This is a genomic window from Chryseosolibacter histidinae (assembly GCF_018598225.1).
Taxonomy (GTDB): domain Bacteria; phylum Bacteroidota; class Bacteroidia; order Cytophagales; family Cyclobacteriaceae; genus Chryseosolibacter; species Chryseosolibacter histidini.
In genome coordinates, this window is record NZ_JAHESF010000011.1 from 182,369 (window position 1) to 205,683 (window position 23,315).

16 protein-coding genes are annotated in these 23,315 nt (G+C 51.1%); 6 read left to right on the forward strand and 10 right to left on the reverse strand.

Features of this window, described 5'->3' with window-relative positions; all coding sequences use genetic code 11:
- Positions 1–220: 220 nt before the first annotated feature.
- Positions 221–2,671, reverse strand: coding sequence for an ABC transporter permease (locus KK083_RS13230; RefSeq protein WP_254163718.1), 2,451 nt, complete (start codon positions 2,669–2,671; stop codon positions 221–223).
- Positions 2,672–2,940: 269 nt separating this feature from the next.
- Here KK083_RS13230 and KK083_RS13235 point away from each other — a divergent pair, with 269 nt between their 5' ends.
- The 3 genes from KK083_RS13235 (at position 2,941) to KK083_RS13245 (ending at position 8,030) form a co-directional block, all read left to right on the forward strand.
- A complete protein-coding gene (locus KK083_RS13235) occupies positions 2,941–6,216 on the forward strand; it encodes a SusC/RagA family TonB-linked outer membrane protein (RefSeq protein WP_254163719.1) in 3,276 nt (1,091 codons plus the stop codon).
- 14 nt (positions 6,217–6,230) lie between these two features.
- The gene (locus tag KK083_RS13240) at positions 6,231–7,664 is read left to right on the forward strand and encodes a SusD/RagB family nutrient-binding outer membrane lipoprotein (protein ID WP_254163720.1); all 1,434 of its coding nucleotides are present in this window, start codon (positions 6,231–6,233) and stop codon (positions 7,662–7,664) included.
- Positions 7,665–7,829: 165 nt separating this feature from the next.
- Complete coding sequence (locus KK083_RS13245) at positions 7,830–8,030, forward strand: hypothetical protein (protein WP_254163721.1); 201 nt, start codon at positions 7,830–7,832, stop codon at positions 8,028–8,030.
- A gap of 179 nt (positions 8,031–8,209) precedes the next feature.
- Here KK083_RS13245 and KK083_RS13250 read toward each other — a convergent pair whose 3' ends face one another.
- On the reverse strand, positions 8,210–8,728 hold the full coding sequence (locus KK083_RS13250) for a DUF488 domain-containing protein (protein WP_254163722.1): 519 nt from the start codon (positions 8,726–8,728) through the stop codon (positions 8,210–8,212).
- A 206-nt stretch (positions 8,729–8,934) separates the two neighbouring features.
- Here KK083_RS13250 and KK083_RS13255 point away from each other — a divergent pair, with 206 nt between their 5' ends.
- Positions 8,935–9,480: a cupin domain-containing protein gene (locus KK083_RS13255; protein WP_254163723.1), complete on the forward strand. Its 546-nt coding sequence runs from the start codon at positions 8,935–8,937 to the stop codon at positions 9,478–9,480.
- A 142-nt stretch (positions 9,481–9,622) separates the two neighbouring features.
- Here KK083_RS13255 and KK083_RS13260 read toward each other — a convergent pair whose 3' ends face one another.
- The 3 genes from KK083_RS13260 to KK083_RS13270 all read right to left on the reverse strand — a co-directional run bounded on the left by KK083_RS13260 (position 9,623) and on the right by KK083_RS13270 (position 13,398).
- Positions 9,623–10,525: a manganese catalase family protein gene (locus KK083_RS13260; protein WP_254163724.1), complete on the reverse strand. Its 903-nt coding sequence runs from the start codon at positions 10,523–10,525 to the stop codon at positions 9,623–9,625.
- Positions 10,526–10,778: 253 nt separating this feature from the next.
- On the reverse strand, positions 10,779–12,257 hold the full coding sequence (locus tag KK083_RS13265) for a carboxylesterase family protein (protein WP_254163725.1): 1,479 nt from the start codon (positions 12,255–12,257) through the stop codon (positions 10,779–10,781).
- Positions 12,258–12,837: 580 nt separating this feature from the next.
- On the reverse strand, positions 12,838–13,398 hold the full coding sequence (locus tag KK083_RS13270; protein ID WP_254163726.1) for an NADPH-dependent FMN reductase: 561 nt from the start codon (positions 13,396–13,398) through the stop codon (positions 12,838–12,840).
- Between the two features lie 59 nt (positions 13,399–13,457).
- On the opposite strand from KK083_RS13270, the gene KK083_RS13275 reads away from it, so the two are divergent.
- On the forward strand, positions 13,458–13,922 hold the full coding sequence (locus KK083_RS13275; RefSeq protein ID WP_254163727.1) for an NUDIX hydrolase: 465 nt from the start codon (positions 13,458–13,460) through the stop codon (positions 13,920–13,922).
- A gap of 279 nt (positions 13,923–14,201) precedes the next feature.
- Here the strand turns inward: KK083_RS13275 and KK083_RS13280 are convergent, their stop codons facing one another.
- The 4 genes from KK083_RS13280 to epsC form a co-directional block, all read right to left on the reverse strand.
- A complete protein-coding gene (locus KK083_RS13280) occupies positions 14,202–16,415 on the reverse strand; it encodes a PKD domain-containing protein (RefSeq protein WP_254163728.1) in 2,214 nt (737 codons plus the stop codon).
- A 701-nt stretch (positions 16,416–17,116) separates the two neighbouring features.
- On the reverse strand, positions 17,117–18,229 hold the full coding sequence (locus tag KK083_RS13285) for an AI-2E family transporter (RefSeq protein ID WP_254163729.1): 1,113 nt from the start codon (positions 18,227–18,229) through the stop codon (positions 17,117–17,119).
- Between the two features lie 124 nt (positions 18,230–18,353).
- Positions 18,354–19,232: a cysteine synthase CysM gene (cysM, locus tag KK083_RS13290; protein WP_254163730.1), complete on the reverse strand. Its 879-nt coding sequence runs from the start codon at positions 19,230–19,232 to the stop codon at positions 18,354–18,356.
- Between the two features lie 64 nt (positions 19,233–19,296).
- Complete coding sequence (gene epsC, locus KK083_RS13295) at positions 19,297–20,148, reverse strand: serine O-acetyltransferase EpsC (RefSeq protein WP_254163731.1); 852 nt, start codon at positions 20,146–20,148, stop codon at positions 19,297–19,299.
- Positions 20,149–20,379: 231 nt separating this feature from the next.
- Between epsC and KK083_RS13300 the strand changes: the two genes are divergently transcribed.
- Positions 20,380–20,718, forward strand: a complete 339-nt coding sequence (locus KK083_RS13300; RefSeq protein WP_254163732.1) for a hypothetical protein — start codon at positions 20,380–20,382, stop codon at positions 20,716–20,718.
- Positions 20,719–20,850: 132 nt separating this feature from the next.
- Here the strand turns inward: KK083_RS13300 and KK083_RS13305 are convergent, their stop codons facing one another.
- Positions 20,851–23,037 (reverse strand): TonB-dependent receptor plug domain-containing protein, encoded by a 2,187-nt coding sequence (locus tag KK083_RS13305; protein ID WP_254163733.1) that lies wholly within the window; start codon positions 23,035–23,037, stop codon positions 20,851–20,853.
- Positions 23,038–23,315 lie beyond the last annotated feature (278 nt).

A 23,315-nucleotide genomic window follows, 5' to 3' on the forward strand; every position in this document is an offset into this window, starting at 1 on the left:
TTCGTCGATGGCCCCCTCGTTTGAAGACCGTCATCCAGAGCGATGGATGCGTGATGGTTTTGTGCGAGCGAAGGATCCCCGGAATCTTACTGCGTACTTAGTTCGAACGCATGCCTTTACCAGCGCACTTTGCTTTAAGGGGATCCTTCGTTCCCACATGCCTTCACACAATCACCACTCAGGATATCGGTCTCAGGGCGGTATGGATCCTGGCTTCCTTTTACTCGTATTTCAAGGTCTCCGCAGGCTGACTCCATGCTGTTCTCACGGCCTGGTAGCTGATGGTGATCAATGCGATGAGCAATGAAATTCCGCCCGCGATCAGGAACACTTCTGCTCCGATGGAGATCCGGTACTCGAAGGTCGACAGCCAATTATTCATCAGGTAAACGGTCACGGGCACCGAGAGCGCCAGCGAGACCAAGATCAGGTAAATGTAATCCTTCGACAACAGCACCAGCAACGACCGCTCTGTGGCGCCCAACACCTTGCGGATGCTGATCTCCTTGGTGCGGTTCTGCATCGCCAGTGAAGCGAGGCCATACAAGCCGAGGCTGCCGATAATGATGGCGAGCACCGTGGCAATGCTCACGATCTTGCCGAGGTTCTGATCTGCGCGATATTGCGTGTTGATCGCTTCATCCACGAAAGTGAACACGAACTCCTCTCCTCCCGTAATTTTCTCCCACACCGAACGGATCTCATCAATGGTAGTCTGCATGTTGCCGGGCCGCAGCCTGATCATCAGCTTTGGCACCGGTGAGTTGTCTACGTTGATGTTCTCAATGCCGTTCAGTATAATGGAGGGTTCGTAAACCAGCACCAACGGCTCTACCTTTGTATACAACGATGCGTAGTTGAAATCGCTCACGACACCGATCACCTCATGGTCAGGAAATTCCTTGCCGGGGATCTTCTTACCAATGGCATCAGTCCACCCGTAAGCCTTTGCAAATGCTTCGTTCACGATCACCGAACGCTTCCGGTCTGCGACATTGTCTCCTGAAAAATTACGCCCCTGAACGAGCTTCATACCCAGTGTAGGGATATAATCTTCGTCCACAACATTCATATTGAAAGTCCGGTAAGTGCCTTTATCATCCGTAAAACCTGCATTGACCCAGTTGCCATTGGCAAAATCATGAGACGATGCACATACCGCAGACACACCGGGAAGCCTGGTGAGTCCGGGCTTGAATTGTTCCGCCTTCTCGAAACCTTTGTTCACACGTTCTGCCATTCTTCCGCCACGCGGCACGTTGAGCTGAATAACCACCAGTTGTTCCTTGCTGAATCCCAGGTTTTTATTTTGCAGAAACTCGAGCTGGTTTCTCATCAGCAATGTGCTGGAGATCAAAAATATGGAGAGAACAAGCTGCACGCCTACGAGAACCTTCCGCAGGTTTTGCTTGCTGCTGTTGCGCTGGATATTTCCTTTCAGGATGGTGACGGGCCGGAAACCTGAAAGCACAAAAGCCGGGTAACTGCCAGCAATGAGTCCGATCACTGCCAATAATGAAAGCACGATCATAACGATGAACCCGTTCCAGGGGAACACCAGTTGTTTGCCGGCGAGCGCGTTGAAGACAGGCAGGTTTAAAACAGCTAACGCAAGGCCCAGCGTCATTGCGATCAGGGTAACGATCACCGCTTCGCCGATGAATTGCAGGATCAGTTGCCGCCGAGCTGCTCCAACAACTTTTCTCACCCCCACCTCCTTCGCACGTTTCATGGAACGGCCAATAGATAAGGTTACAAAATTAATACAGGCAACCGTCAAAATGAGGATGGCGATGGCGCCGAGAATGCGCGCGTATTTCGGGTCGCTCACGGGTGCAAGACCAACAGGGTAACTTGTATCCAGGTGAATGGACGTGAGCGGTTGAAGCCCGGCGGAGTACTTGCTCTTGGTAAATCGCTCTTCCCCGAGTACAGCCCTGAACACAGACGGAAATTTAGCAGTGACCTTTTCGCGTACAACACCTTCGCGCAGCAGAATATAAGTCTCCGGTGAGATGGAGAACCATGACGAGGTCAGTCGCTGCTCGCTGTACAGCTTCGGAAAATTAAGCTCGGAGATCATCAGATTGAACTGGATGCTCGAATTGGTAGGCGTAGGGGCCACCACCGCAGCCACCGTGAAATCTTCAAACACTTCTCCCAATTGAATGGATACCGTTTTATTGACGGGGTCGGCGTCTCCGAAATATTTCTTCGCAAGCTCGTTGCTGATCACGACATGATTCTGCTGCTCCAGCGCTTCGCTGCTACCGGTGATGATCGGAAAATCGAAAACGTTGAAAAAGTCCTGCCCTGCAATGGTGAGTGTTTCGCTGAACTGGCTGTCACCCACCTTTACCAGTGTGCCCATCTTGTCGATGCGTATCTGGCTTTCGATCTCAGGAATGTTGTCTTTCAGCGTCGGCCCCATGGGGAAGGGCGTATTGGTATAGAAGAACTCCTGGTTCTCACCCCAGTTCTCCCGCGCAAACACACGGTAGATGCGGTCGGCTTTTGAATGGAACCTGTCGAACGTCCATTCATCTGTAACGAATAGAATGATGAGAATGCAGCAGGCGATGCCCAGGCTCAGCCCTGTGATGTTGATGAACGAATGTCCTTTGCTCCGCCAGAGCGAACGGAACGCGATCTTCAGGTAGTTTCTGATCATGGCTTTGAAGTTTGATTGTTGACGCTCTCATAAAATGCATTTTACATGACAGCATTAAAAGCCCGCGTACGTCACCGATATAAAAGGTGTACTGAACGGTTAAAAAACTGTAGTGAGCATTTCATGCGTCGTACTAAGCCAACGGCCAGCCCTTTGCTGAACATGAGTACAACTAACCAATTTAACGTTACTTAAAACAGAAAAAATTACTCCTGTAAACGGGAGGTATGCTTTTTTGGCACCCGTTCTTATTCACAAACCTTTAGTGTATGAAGAGAATTCTATCTGGATTATTATGCGTCTGGATGCTGATCTCATTGCAGGTCTGGGCGCAGGAAAGACAGGTCACCGGTAAAGTAACAGACAGTGAAGGAGCTTCACTTCCGGGTGTAAATGTACTGGTGAAGGGAACAACAGCAGGAACAGTGACCGATATAGAGGGGCGGTACACGCTGAGTGTGCCAGGGCCGAATGCCATTCTGGTGTTTACATTTATCGGTCTCGAATCGCAGGAAGTTGCTGTCAACGACCGGACGATGGTAGACGTATCGATGCTTGCAGACGTGCAGCAGCTGACCGAAGTTGTTGTGACAGCACAGGGAATTGAACGTACCAAGAACGAGCTTCCTTATGCTGCTCAAAAAGTAACGGGCGATGAGCTCAACAAGACACGGGATGCGAACTTCCTGAACTCGCTTTCCGGAAAGGTCTCGGGTGTTCAGATCCAACGTAACAATGGGCTGGGTGGATCCACCAACGTGGTCATCCGCGGCTTCAAATCGTTGACTGGCAACAACCAGGCCCTGTTCGTTGTTGACGGCGTTCCGATCGACAACTCCAATACCAACGACGCTGACCAGGTGACAGGACGTGGCGGGTACGACTACGGAAACTACGGTGCAGACATCAATCCTGACGACATCGAATCCATCAACGTGCTGAAAGGCGCAGCAGCCACAGCGTTGTATGGGTCACGCGCTGCCAACGGTGTAGTGATGATCACCACGAAGAAAGGAACCCGCAAAGGTCTCGGCATCACGGTGAACACAGGTATGAACGTAGGTGTGCTTGACAAAAACACCTTTCCGGAATATCAGAACCGCTACGGTGCCGGGTATGGCGCTTATTATGTGGACCAGATCGGCACCGACGCCAATGGTAAGCCCATTTATTACGAGAGCCAGCCGGAATCCGATGCATTCGATCCGTTCTTCCTGAACCCGGATATCGACGGTGACGGCCAGCCCGACAAGGTAGTGCCCACTTCAGAAGATGCATCGTATGGCGCACCGTTCGATCCCAACCTGATGGTATACCACTGGGACGCGTTCGATCCTGAATCGCCTTTCTTCAACCAGCGCAAGCCATGGGTTGCCGCCAAGGACGGCCCTGAATCATTTCTCGAAACGCCCGTCTCCACTTCTCACAGCGTGCTGTTGGATGGTGGCGGAGATAAAGGGTATTTCAAGATCGGTTACTCGCGCTCCGAAGACAAAGGCTTTCTGCCGAACAGCAAGCTGACGAAAGACTTTGTGAACTTCGGCGCCTCGTACGACGTGGTTGAAAAAGTCAAGGTATCCGTCGGCATGAACTTCACCCGCCAGGCAGGCAAAGGACGTTACGGCTCGGGTTACGATGACAAGAACGTGATGACCAACTTCAGACAATGGTGGCAAACCAACGTGGACGTTCAGGAACAGAAAGACGCTTATTTCAGGAACCGGAAAAATGTTACCTGGAACTGGGCCGATCCTTCAGATCTCGTTCCTATTTACTGGGACAACCCCTACTGGACCCGTCACGAGAATTACGAGACAGACGGACGGTCGCGCTACTTTGGCAACATCAGGCTCGATTACAAGATCGCAGACTGGATCAACCTCATGGGGCGTGTCTCGCTCGACTCGTATGATGAAAGACAGGAAGAAAGAGTTGCCGTGGGAAGCATCGGTGTTTCAAGGTATCGTCGTTTCAACCGTTCCTTCCGCGAATACAATTACGACCTGATGCTGAACATCGATCGCAAGCTAAGCGACGCCTTCATGTTACGCGCCGTGCTGGGAACGAATATCAGGAGAACAACCATTGAATCGGTGCTCGCGGAGACCAACGGCGGCCTCGTGGTGCCCCGGTACTACGCGCTGACCAATTCGAAGAGCGCGCTGACACCGCCCAAGGAAACATTTTCAGACCTGCAGGTAAACGGGATCTATGCCAACGCAACGATAGGGCTGCTCAACATGCTTTTTGTAGATCTTGCCCTGAGGCGCGACCAGGCTTCTTCTTTACCGGAGGCGCACAATGTATTCTACTATCCTTCGGCATCGGCAAGTTTTGTATTCTCGGAGCTGATCGGCGACAACGATGTGCTGACGGGCGCCAAGCTGCGCCTGAACTATGCCGAGGTGGGAAATACAGCGCCCACCAGCAGCCTGCTGAACTACTTCGATAAGCCCGCACCTTTCGGCCAGGAGGCGTTGTTCTCAGTGACCCCTACGCGGAACAATCCCAACCTGAAGCCCGAGCGGACCAAGAGCTACGAAGCCGGCCTGGAGATGAACTTCTTCGACAACCGCGCCGGTTTTGACCTTACGTTCTACCGGCAGAACACGGTAGACCAGATCATCCCGGTAAGCATTTCGCGGGCCACGGGATACAATGACAAATACATCAACGCCGGCAACGTGCAGAACCAGGGCATCGAGCTTTCGGTGTTCGGCTCGCCGGTGAAAACCCCCAATTTCACGTGGACGGTGAACGTGAACTGGACGCGCAACCGGAACCTTGTAAAAGAGCTGTTCGATATTGAAAACCTGCAGCTCGGTTCCTTCCAGGGTGGCGTATCCATCAACGCTGCGCTGAAACAACCTTTCGGCACCATCCGCGGCAACGACTTCGTGTACGATGCCCAGGGAAGGAAGCTCGTGGACGAAGACGGCTACTACCAGATCTCGTCGACCTCAAACGCCATCATCGGCAATGTGAACCCCGACTGGATCGGCGGTATCAACAACACCTTCAAGTTCAGGAATTTCAGCGTGGGATTCCTGATAGACATGAAACACGGTGGCGATGTGTTCTCGCTCGATATGTATTACGGACTGGCTACTGGCTTGTATCCTGAGACCGCCGGCGTCAACGCGCAGGGAAACCCGGTGCGGAGCCCCGTGGATGAAGGCGGTGGCGTGGTGCTTGACGGAGTCAAAGAAGACGGAACACCCAATGACATCGCGGTAAGCGCCGAAGACTACGGCCTCTTTGGTTATGTGTATAATCCGGCGAAGGCATTTGTGTACGATGCCAGCTTCGTGAAACTGCGCGAAGCCAACATTACCTTCTCGCTGCCGGCAAGGATCATGGAGAACATCAGGCCCCTGACGGGCATCGACATCTCACTGATCGGAAGAAACCTCTGGATCATTCACAAGAATCTTCCTTACGCTGATCCGGAAGACAATTTAAGCTCCGGCAACATCCAGGGGTACCAGGTTGGCGCCTACCCGCTTTTCCGTACGATGGGATTTAATATCAGGGCCAGATTTTAAACAAAGAGATCACTATGAAAAAGATACTTTTACTGATCGCCGGCCTCAGCGTCATCACGTCGTGCACCGATGACCTGACAAGCCTTAATGACGACAAGAAACGGTCGACAGAAGCACCAGCCAGCACGTTGTTCTCCAACGCGCAGCGCAACCTCGTTGACCATATGAGCTCGGCCAACGTGAACACCAATATCTTCAGGCTGCTGGCACAGCAGTGGACAGAGACCACGTATACCGACGAAAGCCGGTACGACCTGAGCACGCGCAACATCACGCAGAATTTCTGGAACGTTCTCTACAGGGACGTGCTCCGCGATCTGCGCGAAGCCAAGAGCATCATTGAAAACCTCGAGCCTGCCTTTGTCAATCCGCCAGTGGATCAGAACCAGTGGCAGATCGCAGAGATCCTCGAAGTGTATGCATTTTCAGTGCTCGAGACCACCTATGGCGACATCCCGTATTCCAAAGCGCTCGACGTTGATAATGTTTTTCCGGAATACGAAGATGACCAGGCCATTCACAAGGACCTCATCAGCCGCCTGGATGCAGCCATGGCCAAGCTCGATCCGGACGCAGAAAGCTATGGCAGCGCTGACCTGATCTATGAAGGCGATGTTGCCCAGTGGATGAAGTTCGCCAATTCTCTCAAGCTCAGGCTGGGCATCATACTGGCGGATGTGGATGCCACTACCGCGGGGCGTGTAGCGGAAGAAGCAGCGGCGGCAGGCGTCTTTGAAAGCAACGACGACAACGCCAAACTTCCCTACCTGAGTGCCGCGCCAAACACAAACCCGATCTGGGTAGACCTCGTGCAGAGCGGCAGAAGGGATTTTGTAGCGGCCAACACCATCGTGAACATGATGCTCGGGCTGGATGATCCACGCGTGCCGTTGTATTTCACTACCGACAGGAACGGCGGATACACAGGAGGCATCTACGGATCCAGCAACAGCTACTCGGCATTCTCGAAACCTTCAACAACGATCACCGACCCGGAATTTCCCGGTGTGCTGCTCGATTATGCCGAAGTTGAATTCCTGCTGGCGGAAGCTGCCGCCCGTGGCTTCAACGTGCCAGGTACAGTCGAAGAGCATTACAACAATGCCATCACGGCCTCTATTCTGGACTGGGGTGGCACAGAAGAAGATGCGCAGCTCTACCTTGCCAATCCGAAGGTTGCATACGGTACGGCGGCCGGCGATTTCAGGCAGAAGATCGGAACACAAAAATGGCTCGCCTTGTACAACCGGGGACACGAGGCATGGACAGAATACCGGAGACTGGACGCTCCTACGTTCAATACGGTAGCCAATCCTATCGCCGATTTTCCATTGCGGTATACTTATCCCGTCAACGAACAGAATCTGAACACCCGTAACTACGACGCTGCCTCCACTGCCATCGGCGGCGACGAAGTAACAACGAAGCTGTTTTGGGACGTGAGGTAGATAGTTGACAGTTGACAATGAAGCAGTTGACAACGACCAGGCAATACTGGCAAGTGGCCCTCCTAACCAATAACACTTGCCAGTATTGATAGCTATTGTCAATTGCCTTTTTGTCAACTGTCAATTGCCCCAGAATCGGCATAATTTTTTTAATCGAAATCCACTATGAAATACTTGCTGACACCCTGGAAAGCAAAAACCGGCAATCATCAGTTTTTGCTTGAAAACAGAACGCCAACAAAAACAACGCATATCCGGGGTTATGGCTTCGGTGTTACGTTCTCATCGCGCTGCTTTGTCTGGAGTCATTCGTTTTCTTCCAACGCCATGTTCCTGCAATATACGGCGCCCGACTTTACATCGTAGCGCACGGTGGCCGACTCAAACCGGTTATTGATCAAAGATGCTGGTAGGCGCCGGACCACGGTCGACAGTCGACGGCAGTGTAGTGCGACTCAACTTGCCTATTGTGCTTAGATCCCTTGCCTATTTTTAGAAAATAACACCTCGCGGCTGTGGACCGTGGTCTGTCGACTGTGGACTAATTAAAACAGCCGCCCTTGCGCTTCACGGGCAGGTTTGGTATAAGGGTGCTCCTGGCTTTTGCCTTCATCCATAATGTGACAAACGGTCCAGCCGTGGGCTTTCAGGTAGTCCGAAACAAGGGCGCGGTGACATTTCCACCACACGGCTTCAGAGCACATATAGGCTACTGCTTCGGCGGAAGCAAGCGCTTCGAGCCTTTCAATAGCTCCCGCAAAGGCCGGAGTTTCCATGTAGTCCGCATATCCACGGAAAGAGGCATGTCGCCAGGCGGTGTTTGTCGATTCAGGCAACGGCTTCCTCCTGCCACCCAGCTCCACCATGTGCGTATAATGGATCCCTTCTTCCTGAAGCGCCTTTGAAAGAAATTCTTTGTTGAAATGTGGGTACCGTCTTGATCCGGGAAATGTGCGGATATCCACAAGGTGCTGGATGCCGAAAGACTTCAGCAGGGCGATAAACTCCTCCAGTGTGCGGGTGGAGTGGCCAATGGTCCAGATCTCTGTTTTCAGTCCTGTCATTTGAAAGGGTCAGGTCCAAATTTAATGCCCTGGAAAATGGCGTTCGTACAAAAAGCGAAAAAACTGTAGAACATATTTCCCTGCCTTTACAATTGTAAAAATACATTTCACGGCAGCAATGCAGTTTATGCCGATAGCGAAGGTTTCCGGGATCCCGGCGGAATGCTTTTTATAGTGTACTGAATCAGCCATAAAATACTGACAGGATGAAAGCGCTCGCGGATGTGATCGGTGCTGTACAGCATATCAATATTATCAGGCATCTGTTGCCGGACGACGGAACGTTTCCGAACAATGCGCTGCTGCCGCTTCTCGTATACAGGAATGTGTTTCACCTCTCCGGCGACACTGCCAAAACGGTGGAAGAGATCCTGGAAAGCAATGGATGGACAAATGCATGGCGGGATGGTGTTTACGACTACCATCACTACCACAGCACAGCGCATGAGGTATTGTGTGTGATCCGCGGAAGCGCCAGGATCCAGTTCGGTGGTCCATCAGGGATCTCGCTGCTGCTGGAGCGAGGCGATGTCGTGATCATTCCTGCCGGCGTGGCGCATAAAAACATCGGAGACAATACTGACTTTGAATGCATCGGCGCATACCCTGACGGTCAGCAATACGACATGAACTACGGAAAAGAAGGTGAACGACCCCGTGCCGATGAAAACATCAGGAACCTACCCCTACCCGAAGCAGATCCTGTCTACGGAATGGACGGTCCACTGATTAAGAACTGGGAACGTGCATAAGTCCATGGTCCATAGTCCATGGTCCATAGCAGAGCCTGCTGCTCACATTTTATCACTTTGATTAAATATCAAGATAATCGCCGGAGAGTACGCTCAAACACACCGATTACCATGGACTATGGACCATCGACTGTGGACTATTCTACACCTCTACACCCATCTTCTTCGCGATATCTTTAAACATATCCGGATCGATGTCCATGGCTCCGGCGGCGTTCACCTGAGGTTCTTCTTCAAGGTCCGGAGCGGGAACACCTTCGGGTGAGCCGAACACTACTTCCAGCGGCAAATTGTCTTCGGGATGTGGTCCGTTGAAAATGATCCCTGCCTGACGATAGTCTTCAAGGCTGAAGGTGTACAGTCTGCGGTGCAATCCGATCTGCTCGTACTTGCGTGTTTCGGGGAATGCCTTGTTGCTCAGGTCAGGAACGGGAACAAGCTTCGTCACCTGCACACCGGTGAGGTGCTCGAGGGCGCGGGCATACGCTACAATGTGCACGCCACCCCGCACGAGCAGGTAGCCGACCATCTCCCGCGCAGTAGGGTCTGTCACCATTTCGTAAACCCTCATCTTGTTTCCGCGGGCGCCGCATTCGAGAAAGAAATTATGAAGCAGGTCGAGCCTCAGGTTTCCGCTACTGAATACATTTTGCCCCGTCCAGAAATCGCCCATGGAGTCCATCGGCAGCGCGGCCTGTCCACTGGCAATAAAATGCCTGGTGTTGCGTGCGTCCACTACTTTTCTTAACGGTCCCGGCTCCGGATCGAAACCGCGTTTGGTTGTGCCTGTGAGCAACAGGTTAATAGCGTAGGACACTGCTTCGATATGACCATACTCCTCGCCTGCGATGCTTGAAATAACATCATAGTAAGGTCTAAGGCGCGTGCGGCCGCGGAAGTTGAACGACTGGTAAGTGTAGTTCATCAGGGTTGACATTTCTCCGAATTTTCCACCGAGCAATTCCTGCACGGCAGCTGCATCGTTGGGTGAAGGGTTGGTGGGGGTTGGCAACTCAATGGGTAGCCGGTCCATTTTCAGCATCATAAGTTTACACGGGTTAAATGAAACATCGCTGTTGTGGAAGTGAACAGCATATCCGACGGGATAGTGAGGACAGGCGAAAACTATCGTGCCGCGAAGTAAACTATTCAAAAGCTTTTCAGGGGGCTGCAATTTAATTCATCAGGCACTTTCACCTGAAGAACTTTTGAAGGGTGGGGTTATAACGAAAAAACCCACTGCAACGAAAGCACAGTGGGTTTGGATCGGGATTGGTCTATATTTCTTGATCGAGTATCTATCCAGCGTTGAAACGCCTTCTTTCCTGGATCATCTCCGATACAACGGCTCCTTGTGCAGAGGCTGAACGGCCATTCGGTAACTCAAATGTTTCCAGCGATGCCGTTGCGCGCCTGATGTTCGGAGCGCCGTGTGGATCAGTAAGCAGTTGGTTGGCTGGCTTCAGATCTTCACGAATGATCTGCGCGGTGCTGGTGGTAACTTTCACTGTCACCTGATCTGACGCGGTCACACCTTTATCGTCGGTAACCGTGAGCTTGAATACATAAGTACCCGGATTCATGTTATAGGCATACAGCTTGGGCGTGCTTACATAGTTCATGCTGTTACCGGGGCCTGATACCTTGGTCCATTTATAATAACGGATGGTACGTCCTGTGGCTGCCGTAGCCGATCCATAGAGATAAGTAGAGCGTGTACTGATGCTTTTGTCAGCACCGGCGTTGGCAACGGGCGCAGTAGTGGTCGTGGAAGATTTCACAACCACAGCCACGTCATCAGACTTCGATGCGCCCTTGTTGTCTTTCACCGTCAGACGGAAGGTATAGGAGCCTGAAGCGAGGCTTGACACATTCAGCTTCGAGCTTGTTGTTCCACTCAGCGAAGCGGAGCCACCGGCAACCTTTGACCATGCGTAAGTAGCGATCGTTCCATCGGGATCTGAAGCAGTACCCTGGATCGCCACCGAATTGGTAGGAAGCGTGAGGGTTTTATCGGCACCTGCGCTTACCACCGGCAGTTGATTGTCAGGGGTCGGCTCTGGGCTTGGGGTGACAGTACCTTTTCTGTAGCTCTGCAGCCAGTTGAGCACGTTGCTTTCCTTGTAGGCTTTATCCCAGATGGAGTGACCCATGCCCGGATAGATGGTAAGCTTGGCAAGCGGGTTCGGCTTGGGTGTGCAGGCATTCACTGCGTTGACCATTTTCACACTCACCTGGTAAGAAACGGTTCCGTCCTTGTCGCCATGAAAAGCCCATGTAGGCAGGTCTTCTGCTGCGATATTGCACGCCTGGCTTACAGCATTTCCGCCGCTGCAGACCGGCGCAATGGCCGCAAATACGGTGGGATAAGCAACGGCCGTCTTCCAAACGCCATAGCCACCAAGGCTAAGCCCTGTCAGATAGATCCTGCTTTCATCGATGCGCAGTGTTTTCTTCACATGGTTCACCACCTGCATCACATAGTCTGCAGGCCATGTGCCATAAGAGCTTTTTAACTGAGGAGAGATCAGTATGAACGGATATTGTTGTCCGTACTTGACATATTTCGGGAGACCAACGTTCGCTACTCTCAGAACGCTCTCCTTGATCGCTGCTGGATCTGTGGAGGTGGTGCCGCGTTCCTTGATGCCGTGCAACGAGATCACTACCGGATATTTGTTGGTGTTGTTGTTGTAACCCTGAGGTAAGTACTCAAGATACCCGATGCCGTTGGAGGTAACTTTGGCTGTCTGTTGGGCGTTTGCTTGCGTGACCATAATGGTTGCTATAACCGCCAAGAGGTAACAGAAATTTCTTCTCATTCTTCTTCTCATTTCAACCGCGGGTTCTGCCCCCACGTGTTAGGTGGTAAATAATTAAATTGATCGATGCTAACGGATAGACAAATAGATTTTCGGGCATGATATTTTATCTCATGTCAAAGGTTTTTAAAAAAATGAAGATTGATTGATCTGCTCAACTGAATGTTATCCCGCCATGGATAACCGCCGCATGCTTCTTTTTTTTGCGCAGGCAAGAAGCAGATTAATCTCAACTATCCATCTGAAAAAAAGATAAACTCCAGTATGCTTCGAAGACCGGACGATAACAGCGATTACTGTTTGGGGAGGAGCTTTCACGAAAAATAACGCAAACGATTTCTTTTTCGGGATACAGCCGTTACAACGGGGTGAATATTGGACAAAATTTAATCAATTGACAGTTGACAAAGCGGCAATTGACAACATCTGAACCAACAACACGCTTCTGAACTTCAATTGCTCAATTGTCAATTGTCAATTGTCAATTTTTTCAAATCGAAGCGACACAGTGACACTAAGCTCGCTTCGAAGCAAGCTACGGATTCTCCATCTTCTGCTTAGCGGCAATACACCACAGCAGCTCATTGACGAAGTTGACCGCGCGTTTTTCCATCGAGGTCTCTACCAGGCGTCCATCCGCTTCGAAAGTTTTCGGGCCGTGAGGCACAGGGAACATGGCGGGAACTGTCCAGGCGCGGATCTTCCACAAGGTGAACTGCAGGGAAGTGATCACCTGCGTGCCACCGAAAGAACCATCAGACACCGTGGATATTGCGATCGGCTTCCGGTGCCATTCGTCATACAACAGGTCGATCACATTTTTAAGCGCGGCAGGATAACCTCCGTTGTATTCCGGCGTAACGATGATCACGCCGTCCGCTTTTTTGATGCGGGTGGCAAAGTCGATCACCCCTGGCGAAGGATTAGGCTGATATTTGAGTCGCTCTTCAAAAAGCGGAAATTGATAGGCATTCAGGTCCAGTATCTCTGACGTCGCCAGGTTTTTTTCCTTGAGAAAGTTGCTGAAGTACAACGCCACGCGGTGGCTAACCCTGCCGGTACGCACGCTGGCAGAAATGATCGCAATATGGGGCATAGTTTAAGTATTGAATAACGGAAGCGAATATATAAATTACCGTATACTATCACAGCACCATGGCTGCACATATTTCTGCCGGTTTACTCATGTGCCGGAAAACCCATGAGCTCGAGTTCTTCCTGGTTCACCCCGGAGGCCCGTTCTTTAAAAACAAGGACCTTGGCACCTGGAGTATCCCGAAAGGTTTGCCCAACGATGATGAAGAGCTTCTCCAGACAGCCCAACGCGAGTTCCATGAAGAAACCGGACTGAGGGCACACCCACCGTTTGAGCCGCTGGGATCCGTACAGCAAAAAGCAGGAAAGATCGTTCACGCCTGGGGGTTCCTGGGCGAGTGGGATCCCGCCACCGGCATCACGTGCAACACCTTCAAACTCGAGTGGCCTCCACGCTCAGGCAAATTCCAGGAATTTCCCGAACAAGACAAAGCTGCGTGGATGAGTTATGAGCAGGCAATTAAGTACATCAATCCTGCGCAGATTCCGCTCTTGGAAAGAGCCAGGGAGTTGTTTAAGGTTTAAGGTTTAAAGTTTAAAGTTTCAAGTTTAAAGTTGGCGGTTGCTGAATAGTTGCCGGTTGCCAGTTGCCGGGTGGCCGGTTCAGGACGGTGTAAGCTTCACCACTCGTTTACTTACACTAGTTCAGCACTCCACGTTAAGAGAGTTGAAACTCACTCAAAACTGGCAACTGGTAACCGGCAACTGGCAACCAGCTAGCAACCAAAAAAGAAAACCCACCGGCCTGCCTCCCCTTGAGACCTGCGCGATGGGCTTCTGCAAACCAAAACTACTATACTTTAACTAACCACGGATGTAAATCTTCCCTGCATCCATTCTCCTTCCATCCCTGATGACATTATATATATATAGTCCGCTTTTGTTCATTACATCCTTATAAGTATTGTCGTTCCAGACTCCGCTGTAGAGCGTTTCGCCTGAATCGTTGTAGATCACTACCGTTGAATTTTCGAGGTCAGCGCGGGTCATGTTCCCAAGCACTGCGGTTTGATCTTCCGTGGTAGCGGTTTCCGCCGCAGCGATCCTTGCCATCTCAGGCTCGGTAAATGACGCAGCCGATGCCACACCATCTTTCACCGTCACCGTAACCTGGTCAGAAGCAGTGGCGCCTTCGTTGTCGGTTACCACGAGTTTGAAAACGTAGGTACCCGCATTCATATTGTACACATACAACGTCGGCTTGCTCACGTAGTTCAGGTTGCATCCCGGGCCACTTACTTTTGTCCATTTGTAGTACCGGATCACATTTCCAGCGGCGGCAGTGCCACTGCCAGTGACGTTCAATGAGCTGGTGGGGAGTGTGATCGTTTTGTCAGCACCGGCGTTCGCTGCCAGCGTTCCGGTTTCTACCGGGGGAGGTGTTTGGTCGTTGGTCGTGGTTGAGCCCGTACCTACTACCACCTGCACATTGTCTGAAGCCGTAGCCCCCAGGTCATCTGTAACCGTGAGCTTGAAGGTATACGTGCCTGCGTTCATATTGTAAACATACAATGCAGGTTTGCTCACATAGTTGAGGCTGGCGGCGGGGCCACTTATTTTTGACCACTTATAGTACCGGATCACACGTCCCGAGGTGGCGGTGCCACTGCCATTGATATAAGTAGCGTTGGTAGGAAGCGAGATCGTTTTATCTGCACCGGCATTCGCGGTAAGTCCTGATGTGGCGGCGGCCTTCACCGTAACCGTTACGTCGTCGGTATCCTTTCCACCTTTGTTATCGGTTACCGTGAGCCTGAATACATACGCACCTTCAACCATAGCTGATGATTGCAGGGTTTGTGTGGAAGCACCGGCTAATGTTGCTGCGGGACCTGAAACCTTGCTCCAGGCATACGAAGCGATCGTGCCATCGCCATCGGTACCGCTACCGGAAATAGAAACACTGTTGGTGGGAAGTGTGATGGTTTTGTCCGCGCCAGCGCTGGCAACGGGCAGCGTATTGGTGCCGGTGCCTACAACTACTTTCACATAATCAGAGTCGGTGTTACCGCTGTTATCTTTTACCGTGAGGCGGAAAACGTAGGTGCCCGTCAGCAGGGTCGAAGCTGTGAGTGCCTTGGTCAGTTTGTTCACCAGCGTGGCAGTAGAGGGGCCGCTGATCTGAGTCCATGTGTAAGAGGCGATAGATCCATCGCTGTCGGTTCCTGATCCGTTGATGATGATGCTCGGAACAGTAATGTTCAGGTCGGCTCCCGCATTGGCCACAGGGATCTTGTTGCCATTGTTCAGAGTATTGGTATACGACATCATCCATTGATAGACGTTGGGGTTGTGGATGGTGTTGTCATTCTTATACGCATTGTTCCATGCACTGTGGCCAACGCCGGGGTAAATGGTCATCTTGGCCAGCGGATTGGGCTTGGGTGTACAGGCGTTGATTGCATTTACCATGTTAACGGATCTTGACAACGGGACCGTGGTATCTGCATCACCATGGAAAGCCCACACCGGAAGGTTCTCGTTCGCGATGTTACACGCCAGCGACAGTGTGTTGTAGCCGCCGCAAACCGGAGCAATGGCTGCAAAAAGTTCAGGAAAATCCTGAGCAGTCATCCATACGCCCCCGCCTCCGAGGCTTAATCCGGTTAAATAAATTCTTTTTTCATCAACGCGCAGATAGGTCTTCACGTGATTGATCACTTCCATCACATAGGAAGCAGGCCATTTGCCATAATTGCTTTTAAGCTGGGGGGAGATCAGTATGAACGGGAACTGTGTACCGTTCTTAACGTAACTGGGCGGGCCGAGCTTAGCCACGCTCTGAATGGTGGTGCTCAGCGTGGCAGGGTCTGTAGAGTTGACGCCGCGCTCACCAATGCCGTGTAAAAAAATAACGATGGGGTATTTGTCGGAGTTGTTGTTGTAGCCCTGGGGAACATATTCCAGGTATCCGATGACAGAAGCTGAAGTGGTCTTGAAAACCTGTTGTGCATATCCGGATGAAATAGCCAGACATAAGAACAGACACAGGATGCATACATTAATTCGTTTTCTCATGCTCTTCCAGGTATTGGGGAACGATCGTGATCTCAGCAGGGACCGGATCGTTCAGGTTGGTAATTTATTTTTGAAATGATTTCGGCTAACAACAGACGCGTGGGGTTCGGCGGTAGAGACTGGTTACTTCGGCATAGGCAATTTGTTTTAATGATCACGTTACAAAAATGCAGGTCGCCGGGAACTTAATTCTGTGATAATAAATAGAATGGTCTCTTGCGTAAGAAAATGCTTCTCACTTCAAAACGTATGAAGCGGCAGTTTATATAGATGTAAGAATAATTTTAACCCGCGTTCAACTTCAGGTCACGTGCTGCGGGCTGTCCGCTGATGTTTTTTTCGAAAGTTAAACGACTGTATGGAACGTGGACCGTCACGAAAAAGCCGGTGAAAAAAATAGCGCTGTGTCACACGATCGCTGAAGACACCAGCGGTGCTAAAGCATATAGCTGCTTCGTTAAAGATCAACCGGCAACACTTGTTGTCAATATTCTACAGCAGCTAAAAAAAGAAGATGTAATTTTTAGCAACAATGTTTCAAAATAAATTGGCGAACAGCCAATTCACAGACGCTTCTTATATGATGTACGCAGAAATACGTATGGAAAATGCGAAGTACGATTTACGAGGTACGAAGTACGATGAACGCAGATCGGGCTATCGTACTTCATACTTTACACTGCGTGGCTTGGTGCAATCCATCATCCTTTATGACGTGAACCGGCTTTATTTGAAAACTTCTCCCTGATCCATTCTCTCAGTCGCGACGATTTATTTCCACCAGGATCGCCGATCACATAGCCGATAGGTTTAAGACTCTCCACATGATCGCAGATGATCTTGGCGATGCCTGTCATCGGAAGAAAAAGGACCATGCCGGCAACCCCCCAGATCAGGCCGCCGGCAATAATGCTGATGATGGAAGCGAGCGCGCTGAGATTCACCTCCCCTCCTACGATGTTGGGTTCAATAAAATAATTGTCGATGGTCTGGATGCTGAACATTACTACAATGGCGAGCAATGCCGGCTGCATGGAATCTTCTGTTACCAGGGCCATCGTCACGGGAAACAATCCGCCAAGCACTGTGCCCACGTACGGGATCAGCGTAAGGATGGCAGCGATGCCGGCCAGCAGGATACCGTTCTTGATACCAACAATGGAAAGACCTATCGCGTACAGCACAGCGATAATGGTAATGGACATTGCGCGACCGGTCAGGTATTTCTGCGAAACATCACTGACCTTCTCCACTACCTCTTTTACCTTATCAGGATCTTTGTCTTTGAAAAGCTTCAAAAAAAAAGCATTGTATTTCTCCTTGCTGAAAATGAACAGGAAGGTGAACACCAGTGTGATCACAATTCCGGCGATGGCAGATGTGAGACCTCCGAAGAAAGCAGCAACAAAATTCCCCACCGACTTGCCGGCACCTTTCACCTGTTCCTTTACTGCCGCTTCCTGTTTCTCCGATGAAATCCCAAACTGTTCTTCAATAAAGGTCTGGCCCTGCAGGATCATCTCCTTGGATTTTTTTTCGATAAGGCTTACATCTTCGGCAAACGCTGCGAACTGCGCAGTGATGATGGCCAGGATGCCAAGCACCACCAGCAAGAGGATAAAAACACAGACAAACGAAGACAGCGCACGGTGAAAGCCCCACCGGTCAAGACGGCGGCATAACGGCGCCATGAGCATCGCCAGCAACGCTGCAGAAATAATGGGAATGATAAAGGTGCGACCAAAGTAAAAGATCAGCACCAACAGAACAATGAACAACAGGTATTGGTTGGCGCGTGTAAAAATCTCCTTCATGAAGTAATTTTCCATGAAGACATAAAAATCTCAATCCTGACCAGGATTACAGGATTCACATGATGAACAGGATTAAATACTGATCGCAATGCCGTAGCCTGCCTGCCCTGTAGATATTATTCCACTATGTAAACAGATCGGAGCTCAGGTAACGATCGCCGCGGTCGCAGATAATAAAGACGATCACGCCGCTGGTGATCTCGCTGGCAATTTGCATGGCCGCGCTCAATGCACCACCGCTGCTCATGCCTGCCAGTATTCCTTCTTCTTTGGCGAGCCGTTTTGTAAATACCCTGGCATCGGCTTCACGCACATCCACGATACGGTCTACCCGGTCGCGCTCGAAGATCTTGGGCAGGAACTCCGGCGACCATCTCCGGATGCCAGGAATGCAGGAGCCATCGGTGGGTTGTGTGCCCACGATCTGAACCGCCGCATTCTGCTCTTTCAGGTATCGCGACACGCCCATGATCGTTCCTGTTGTTCCCATGGCTGATACAAAATGTGTTACTTTTCCCTCGGTATCGCGCCAGATCTCCGGCCCGGTGGTGCGGTAGTGCATCTTGTAGTTATCGGCATTGCCGAATTGGTTGAGCATGTAATAGCCTTCTTTGGCCGCCATGGATTCTGCCAGCTCGCGTGAATATTCAATGGTTTTAGAGGCCGGGGTCAGGATCACTTTGGCGCCGTAAGCCTCCATCGCCAGCACGCGTTCACGGGTTGAGTTATCGGGCATGATGAGGGTCATCTGAACATTCATGATGCGGGCTATCATGGCGAGCGCAATGCCTGTATTACCACTCGTTGCCTCCACCAGCCTGTCACCGGTTTTGATGTCGCCCCGGTCAAGCGCGCCCTTGATCATGCCGTAAGCGGCGCGGTCCTTGACACTGCCACCAGGGTTATCGCCTTCAAGCTTGCCGTAGATCCTGACGGCCTTGTTTTCAGGGATGTGCTGAAGTTCTACCAAACGTGTATTACCGATGAGCTCTTCGAGTTTCATGTTAAAAGGATGATCTAAATTAGTGTGTGATTTTTTGGTGGATGCTGATGCTGGAACGGGAAGGTCAATAACGGGGACCGGTACCATCCGATCTGAATACTACAACGTCTGTATGCCCCGAGTCGTGGTTATACATTTTTGCCTGGTAGTAGATCTTTGAATAAGGGGGAACGCTCTTCGTGAGCCACACATTTCCGCCGATCACGCTGTCATGGCCGATCACGGTCTCTCCCCCGAGAATGGTTGCGCCGGCATAGACCACAACACCGTCTTCGAGCGTAGGATGGCGTTTCTTTTCGGCGTCTTCCTTGCTCACACTCAGCGCTCCGAGGGTAACGCCCTGGTATATTTTGACGTTATCGCCGATCACGGTCGTCTCTCCGATCACCACGCCGGTACCATGATCGATGCAAAAGTGTTTGCCGATGGTGGCGCCGGGATGGATGTCGATACCCGTTCTGCTGTGGGCGTGCTCTGTAATGATGCGGGGGATCTCGTGTATGCGCAGGGTCAGCAAGGCATGGGCGATGCGGTAGGCGGCAATGGCGTAGAACCCGGGATAGGTGCGGATCACCTCGTTCCTGCTCCTGGCGGCCGGATCACCTTCGTACATGGCCGTCACATCGTCATTGATCGTATCATACAGCGCAGGAATATTGTCGAAGAACTGCGCTGCAATGCGGGCAGCGTCACCGTTCTCTCTTTCAGGATTGTATTGGAGGATCCGGATCAGGTCTGCCTTTAGCGTTTCGATGTGGCGCTCGAAGTCTTCGGGCGATGGAAATTTCGTCTGTGAAAAGTCCGCGAACAATGTTCCCAGCAGATCCGAAAAAAAGGATGAAACTTCTGCCGGTGAGGGGCAAATGGGGCATGCCTGGTGGGTGCGAAAAAGTTTCGCCAGAAAAGCTTTGTCCATAACTCTATTTAGAAGTTTTACCGGGAAGGGTCAACAAATTAACAAAGTTTAACATCAAAATCCAGCGGGATGGGGTACAACAGAAACTCAATCAGCTACTTAGGTATAACACGGATGCCTCGAGAAAAAGTTTCAGGGACGCCTGGCTGCAATACCCGCCGATTTTTGCGGCAAGCTGGCATAATATTAATCGCTGTAAAAAGTTGATATACTATCTCTCAACTCGCCGTCATGGAATTAGGCGCCGTCAATACGCAATGGACAGACGAACGGATCATCGATCTCGTACGCAAGCAAAGGAACGACCTCATCAAGGATTTTCTGGATGAACGTTACCTGAAAGAATATATAGACACCAAGTTCAGGGTTCATGGACTCTCAAACGTTGTGATCGAGCTCATCCGCAAAGACCTTAAGGAGCTGCTGATCTCACCCGTCAATATCAACCACTATGAGCCCCTGATCCGCCATATCCGCAGCACCGATAACCCCACCCTCACAGATACGGATGAGCAGCTCTTCTATAAAGAGGTGGAGTTCATATTGAAGCGGTATATGTACGAAAGGTGAGTAGTCCACGGTCCACGGCTGCACTGGCAGTCGAAAAGTGTTTTCAGCCAAGCTCAACATGCTAGAAACAAAAAAAACTCCGCAGCTTTCGCCGCAGAGCTTTCTTCATTAAACCTAACCTAACCCAATATTCTAAAAATCGAACGTCACGCCACCCAGCACCATGGAGGGTGTGGCGTCGCCGTCGAAATATTCAATTGATTTTTTACCCAGCAGGTTTTTGCCGGTGACAAAGATGCTCACTGCCTTTACCGGTACATACGATACCCTGGCATTGACGATGGCTTTGCCTTCGATGTGCTCTATGCCCCGCACGCCATCCTTGAACTCGATGTTCTGCCGGTGCAGAAAGGTCTGCTTCGAAAACCAGTAGGTGTTCACGTTGATGTTGAACTTCTGGCTGATGCTGTAATTGATGAACGCTCCGCCATAGGCTTTCGGCGTAAACTGATGCTCGGTTTCGGTGCCGATGCCGGAATTGAGGTTGTAGGTTGCCGGATCGAAGTTGTTAAGCGAGTTGGGTGCGGCCGCGCTGGTAGAGAAGTACGGCGCATAGTCTTCCAGTGTTGTTTTCTGCAGCGTGATGAACGGCTTCAGCTGGAGCTTGTCGATCACCACGTTTAGTGAAATGCTGGTTCCCAATTGAGCAACTTCAAAAGGAAGGTTCCCTACCTTGATGTCGGTCTGCGCCACAATGGGATAATTGGCCGGCGTCAGCTGGGTAGCGCCCTGGATAATGGCGGTGTAGTTCTTCGTGCGTGTATAATATCCCTCGATGTCAAGCGAGATGTTGCTTCTCAGCTTGCTGCGGAATCCCAGTTCGATCATGCCTGAATTCAGAAGCGCGAGGTCTTTGTTACCCGAAACAATGCTCACCGTCGATACGCCCGGCGTAGCGGTAGGCCGGATCGACCTGTAATCGATGAAGGTATCAAAGATGAAGGGTGACCGGTATGCTTTGGAATATACTACGCGGATCAGGTTTGCATCGTTCAGCTTATAGCTGGCAGCAGCCTGGTAAGAGGTAAATACCTTGTCGGGATACGTAAACTTGTCGAAACGGATACCGCCTGCCAGTCTCAGTTTTTCATTGAGCAGCAGGTAGTCCAGCCGCACACCGGCGCCCAGGGTCTCCATACTTTCTTTGCCGTTGATGGAACCCTTGTAGTTGGCGATGTCCCAGTACTTGCTGTCGTCATATACCGCGTCCCTGTACGTGATGCCCGGCTTGATCGAGAGCTTGTTCACCACAAACTCATATTCGATGTTGGCATCGATCACGCTGTACTCGTACCGTGATCCACCCAGGCCTTGCGCAGGCGCCTGTGTTGCATTGGTGTATGACAGTTGCGTGGTTACACCATAGGTAGTGGCACGAAGGTCTGCATAACGCGAGTTGGTAGAAGTTGTGCTCAGGTTGCTCACCGAGTTATCGAACATGATGCTCTGCACCTGTGAGTCCTGCCATCCGCCGGCGAGGTTCAGTTTTACTCTCTCAGACGGTGTATACTGAAGGAAGGAGTTCAAGCCATATTTGGCCATCGATCGTTCGGGATGCGGGTAACGCTCCGTAGGGTTGGAAGTTGAAAGCTCGTTCGGTGTGTTCACCCACTGGTTGGTGGCATAATCCATATAACGTGTTTCACTCCTGTCGCGATGCTGGTAGTTGCCGGAAACACCGAGGTTGAATTTGTCATTGAACCTGTACATGCCCGAGGCGTTGACGATGGAGGTATTGAGCGATCCCATCTGCGCGCTTCCGTTCACGTTCAATCCGTCTTTGCCGGCCTCGCGGGTGATGATGTTGATCACACCAGACACCGCGTTGGGTCCGTACAGCGTTGACGACGGTCCGCGCACAACTTCGATCCGCTCCACGTCATTGAGGTCGATGGGAAGTGTTTCCCAGAAGGTTCCGCCCTGCAGGTAGTTGTACACCGGCCTGTTGTTGATCATCACCAGCGTGGTGGTGTTGGTTGATGAGAGCGTCAGTGAGTTAGGCGGCACGTTGTCAAGGCCGCGCACGTGGATGTCATAGTTCCCGTTGGTCTGTTCACGAACAATAACGCCGGGTACCAGGCGCAACGCTTCCATGATGGAAGTAGCGCCTGCGTTTCTGATCTCCTCGCGTGTGATCACCGAGGCAGAGAGCGACGCATCGAAAAGGCTTTCCGATTTTTTGGATGCAGAAACAATTTCGATGTTCATTAATTCTTCAAGGGTGAGGTCATGGTAGTCAACAGAGTCCTGCTGTTGTCCCCACGCCACACTGGTGCTGGTTAAAAGCAAACAAATGATCCTGTAAAATTTGATTTTCATGTTCTCCCGGGCTTAAGCGGGCGCAACAGCCTCGACAAATAGGCTGACAAACGTTGCCGGCAGAACGCTTAATACAGGGGTCGAACGGTAGTAAATGCCGTTAAATGACGTAAAAAAGCGTGTTTAAACAGATTTCAATGGTTTGCATTCACGCCCGGGCGTGGCAAGGCCTGGAGCATTTTTTACTCAATTTGGGAAGGCGTTTTTTCTATCCGGGAAATTGATGTGTGGTATCCTTCTGATAATTACCATCTTAGATGAAGAGTCCATAGACCACG

Bases quoted from the DNA above. Each gene is read 5' to 3' on its own strand.
- KK083_RS13230 (WP_254163718.1), bottom strand. From the start codon at position 2,671: ATGATCAGAAACTACCTGAAGATCGCGTTCCGTTCGCTCTGGCGGAGC.
- KK083_RS13235 (WP_254163719.1), top strand. From the start codon at position 2,941: ATGAAGAGAATTCTATCTGGATTATTATGCGTCTGGATGCTGATCTCA.
- KK083_RS13240 (WP_254163720.1), top strand. From the start codon at position 6,231: ATGAAAAAGATACTTTTACTGATCGCCGGCCTCAGCGTCATCACGTCG.
- KK083_RS13245 (WP_254163721.1), top strand. From the start codon at position 7,830: ATGAAATACTTGCTGACACCCTGGAAAGCAAAAACCGGCAATCATCAG.
- KK083_RS13250 (WP_254163722.1), bottom strand. From the start codon at position 8,728: ATGACAGGACTGAAAACAGAGATCTGGACCATTGGCCACTCCACCCGC.
- KK083_RS13255 (WP_254163723.1), top strand. From the start codon at position 8,935: ATGAAAGCGCTCGCGGATGTGATCGGTGCTGTACAGCATATCAATATT.
- KK083_RS13260 (WP_254163724.1), bottom strand. From the start codon at position 10,525: ATGATGCTGAAAATGGACCGGCTACCCATTGAGTTGCCAACCCCCACC.
- KK083_RS13265 (WP_254163725.1), bottom strand. From the start codon at position 12,257: ATGGTCACGCAAGCAAACGCCCAACAGACAGCCAAAGTTACCTCCAAC.
- KK083_RS13270 (WP_254163726.1), bottom strand. From the start codon at position 13,398: ATGCCCCATATTGCGATCATTTCTGCCAGCGTGCGTACCGGCAGGGTT.
- KK083_RS13275 (WP_254163727.1), top strand. From the start codon at position 13,458: ATGGCTGCACATATTTCTGCCGGTTTACTCATGTGCCGGAAAACCCAT.
- KK083_RS13280 (WP_254163728.1), bottom strand. From the start codon at position 16,415: ATGAGAAAACGAATTAATGTATGCATCCTGTGTCTGTTCTTATGTCTG.
- KK083_RS13285 (WP_254163729.1), bottom strand. From the start codon at position 18,229: ATGAAGGAGATTTTTACACGCGCCAACCAATACCTGTTGTTCATTGTT.
- cysM (WP_254163730.1), bottom strand. From the start codon at position 19,232: ATGAAACTCGAAGAGCTCATCGGTAATACACGTTTGGTAGAACTTCAG.
- epsC (WP_254163731.1), bottom strand. From the start codon at position 20,148: ATGGACAAAGCTTTTCTGGCGAAACTTTTTCGCACCCACCAGGCATGC.
- KK083_RS13300 (WP_254163732.1), top strand. From the start codon at position 20,380: ATGGAATTAGGCGCCGTCAATACGCAATGGACAGACGAACGGATCATC.
- KK083_RS13305 (WP_254163733.1), bottom strand. From the start codon at position 23,037: ATGAAAATCAAATTTTACAGGATCATTTGTTTGCTTTTAACCAGCACC.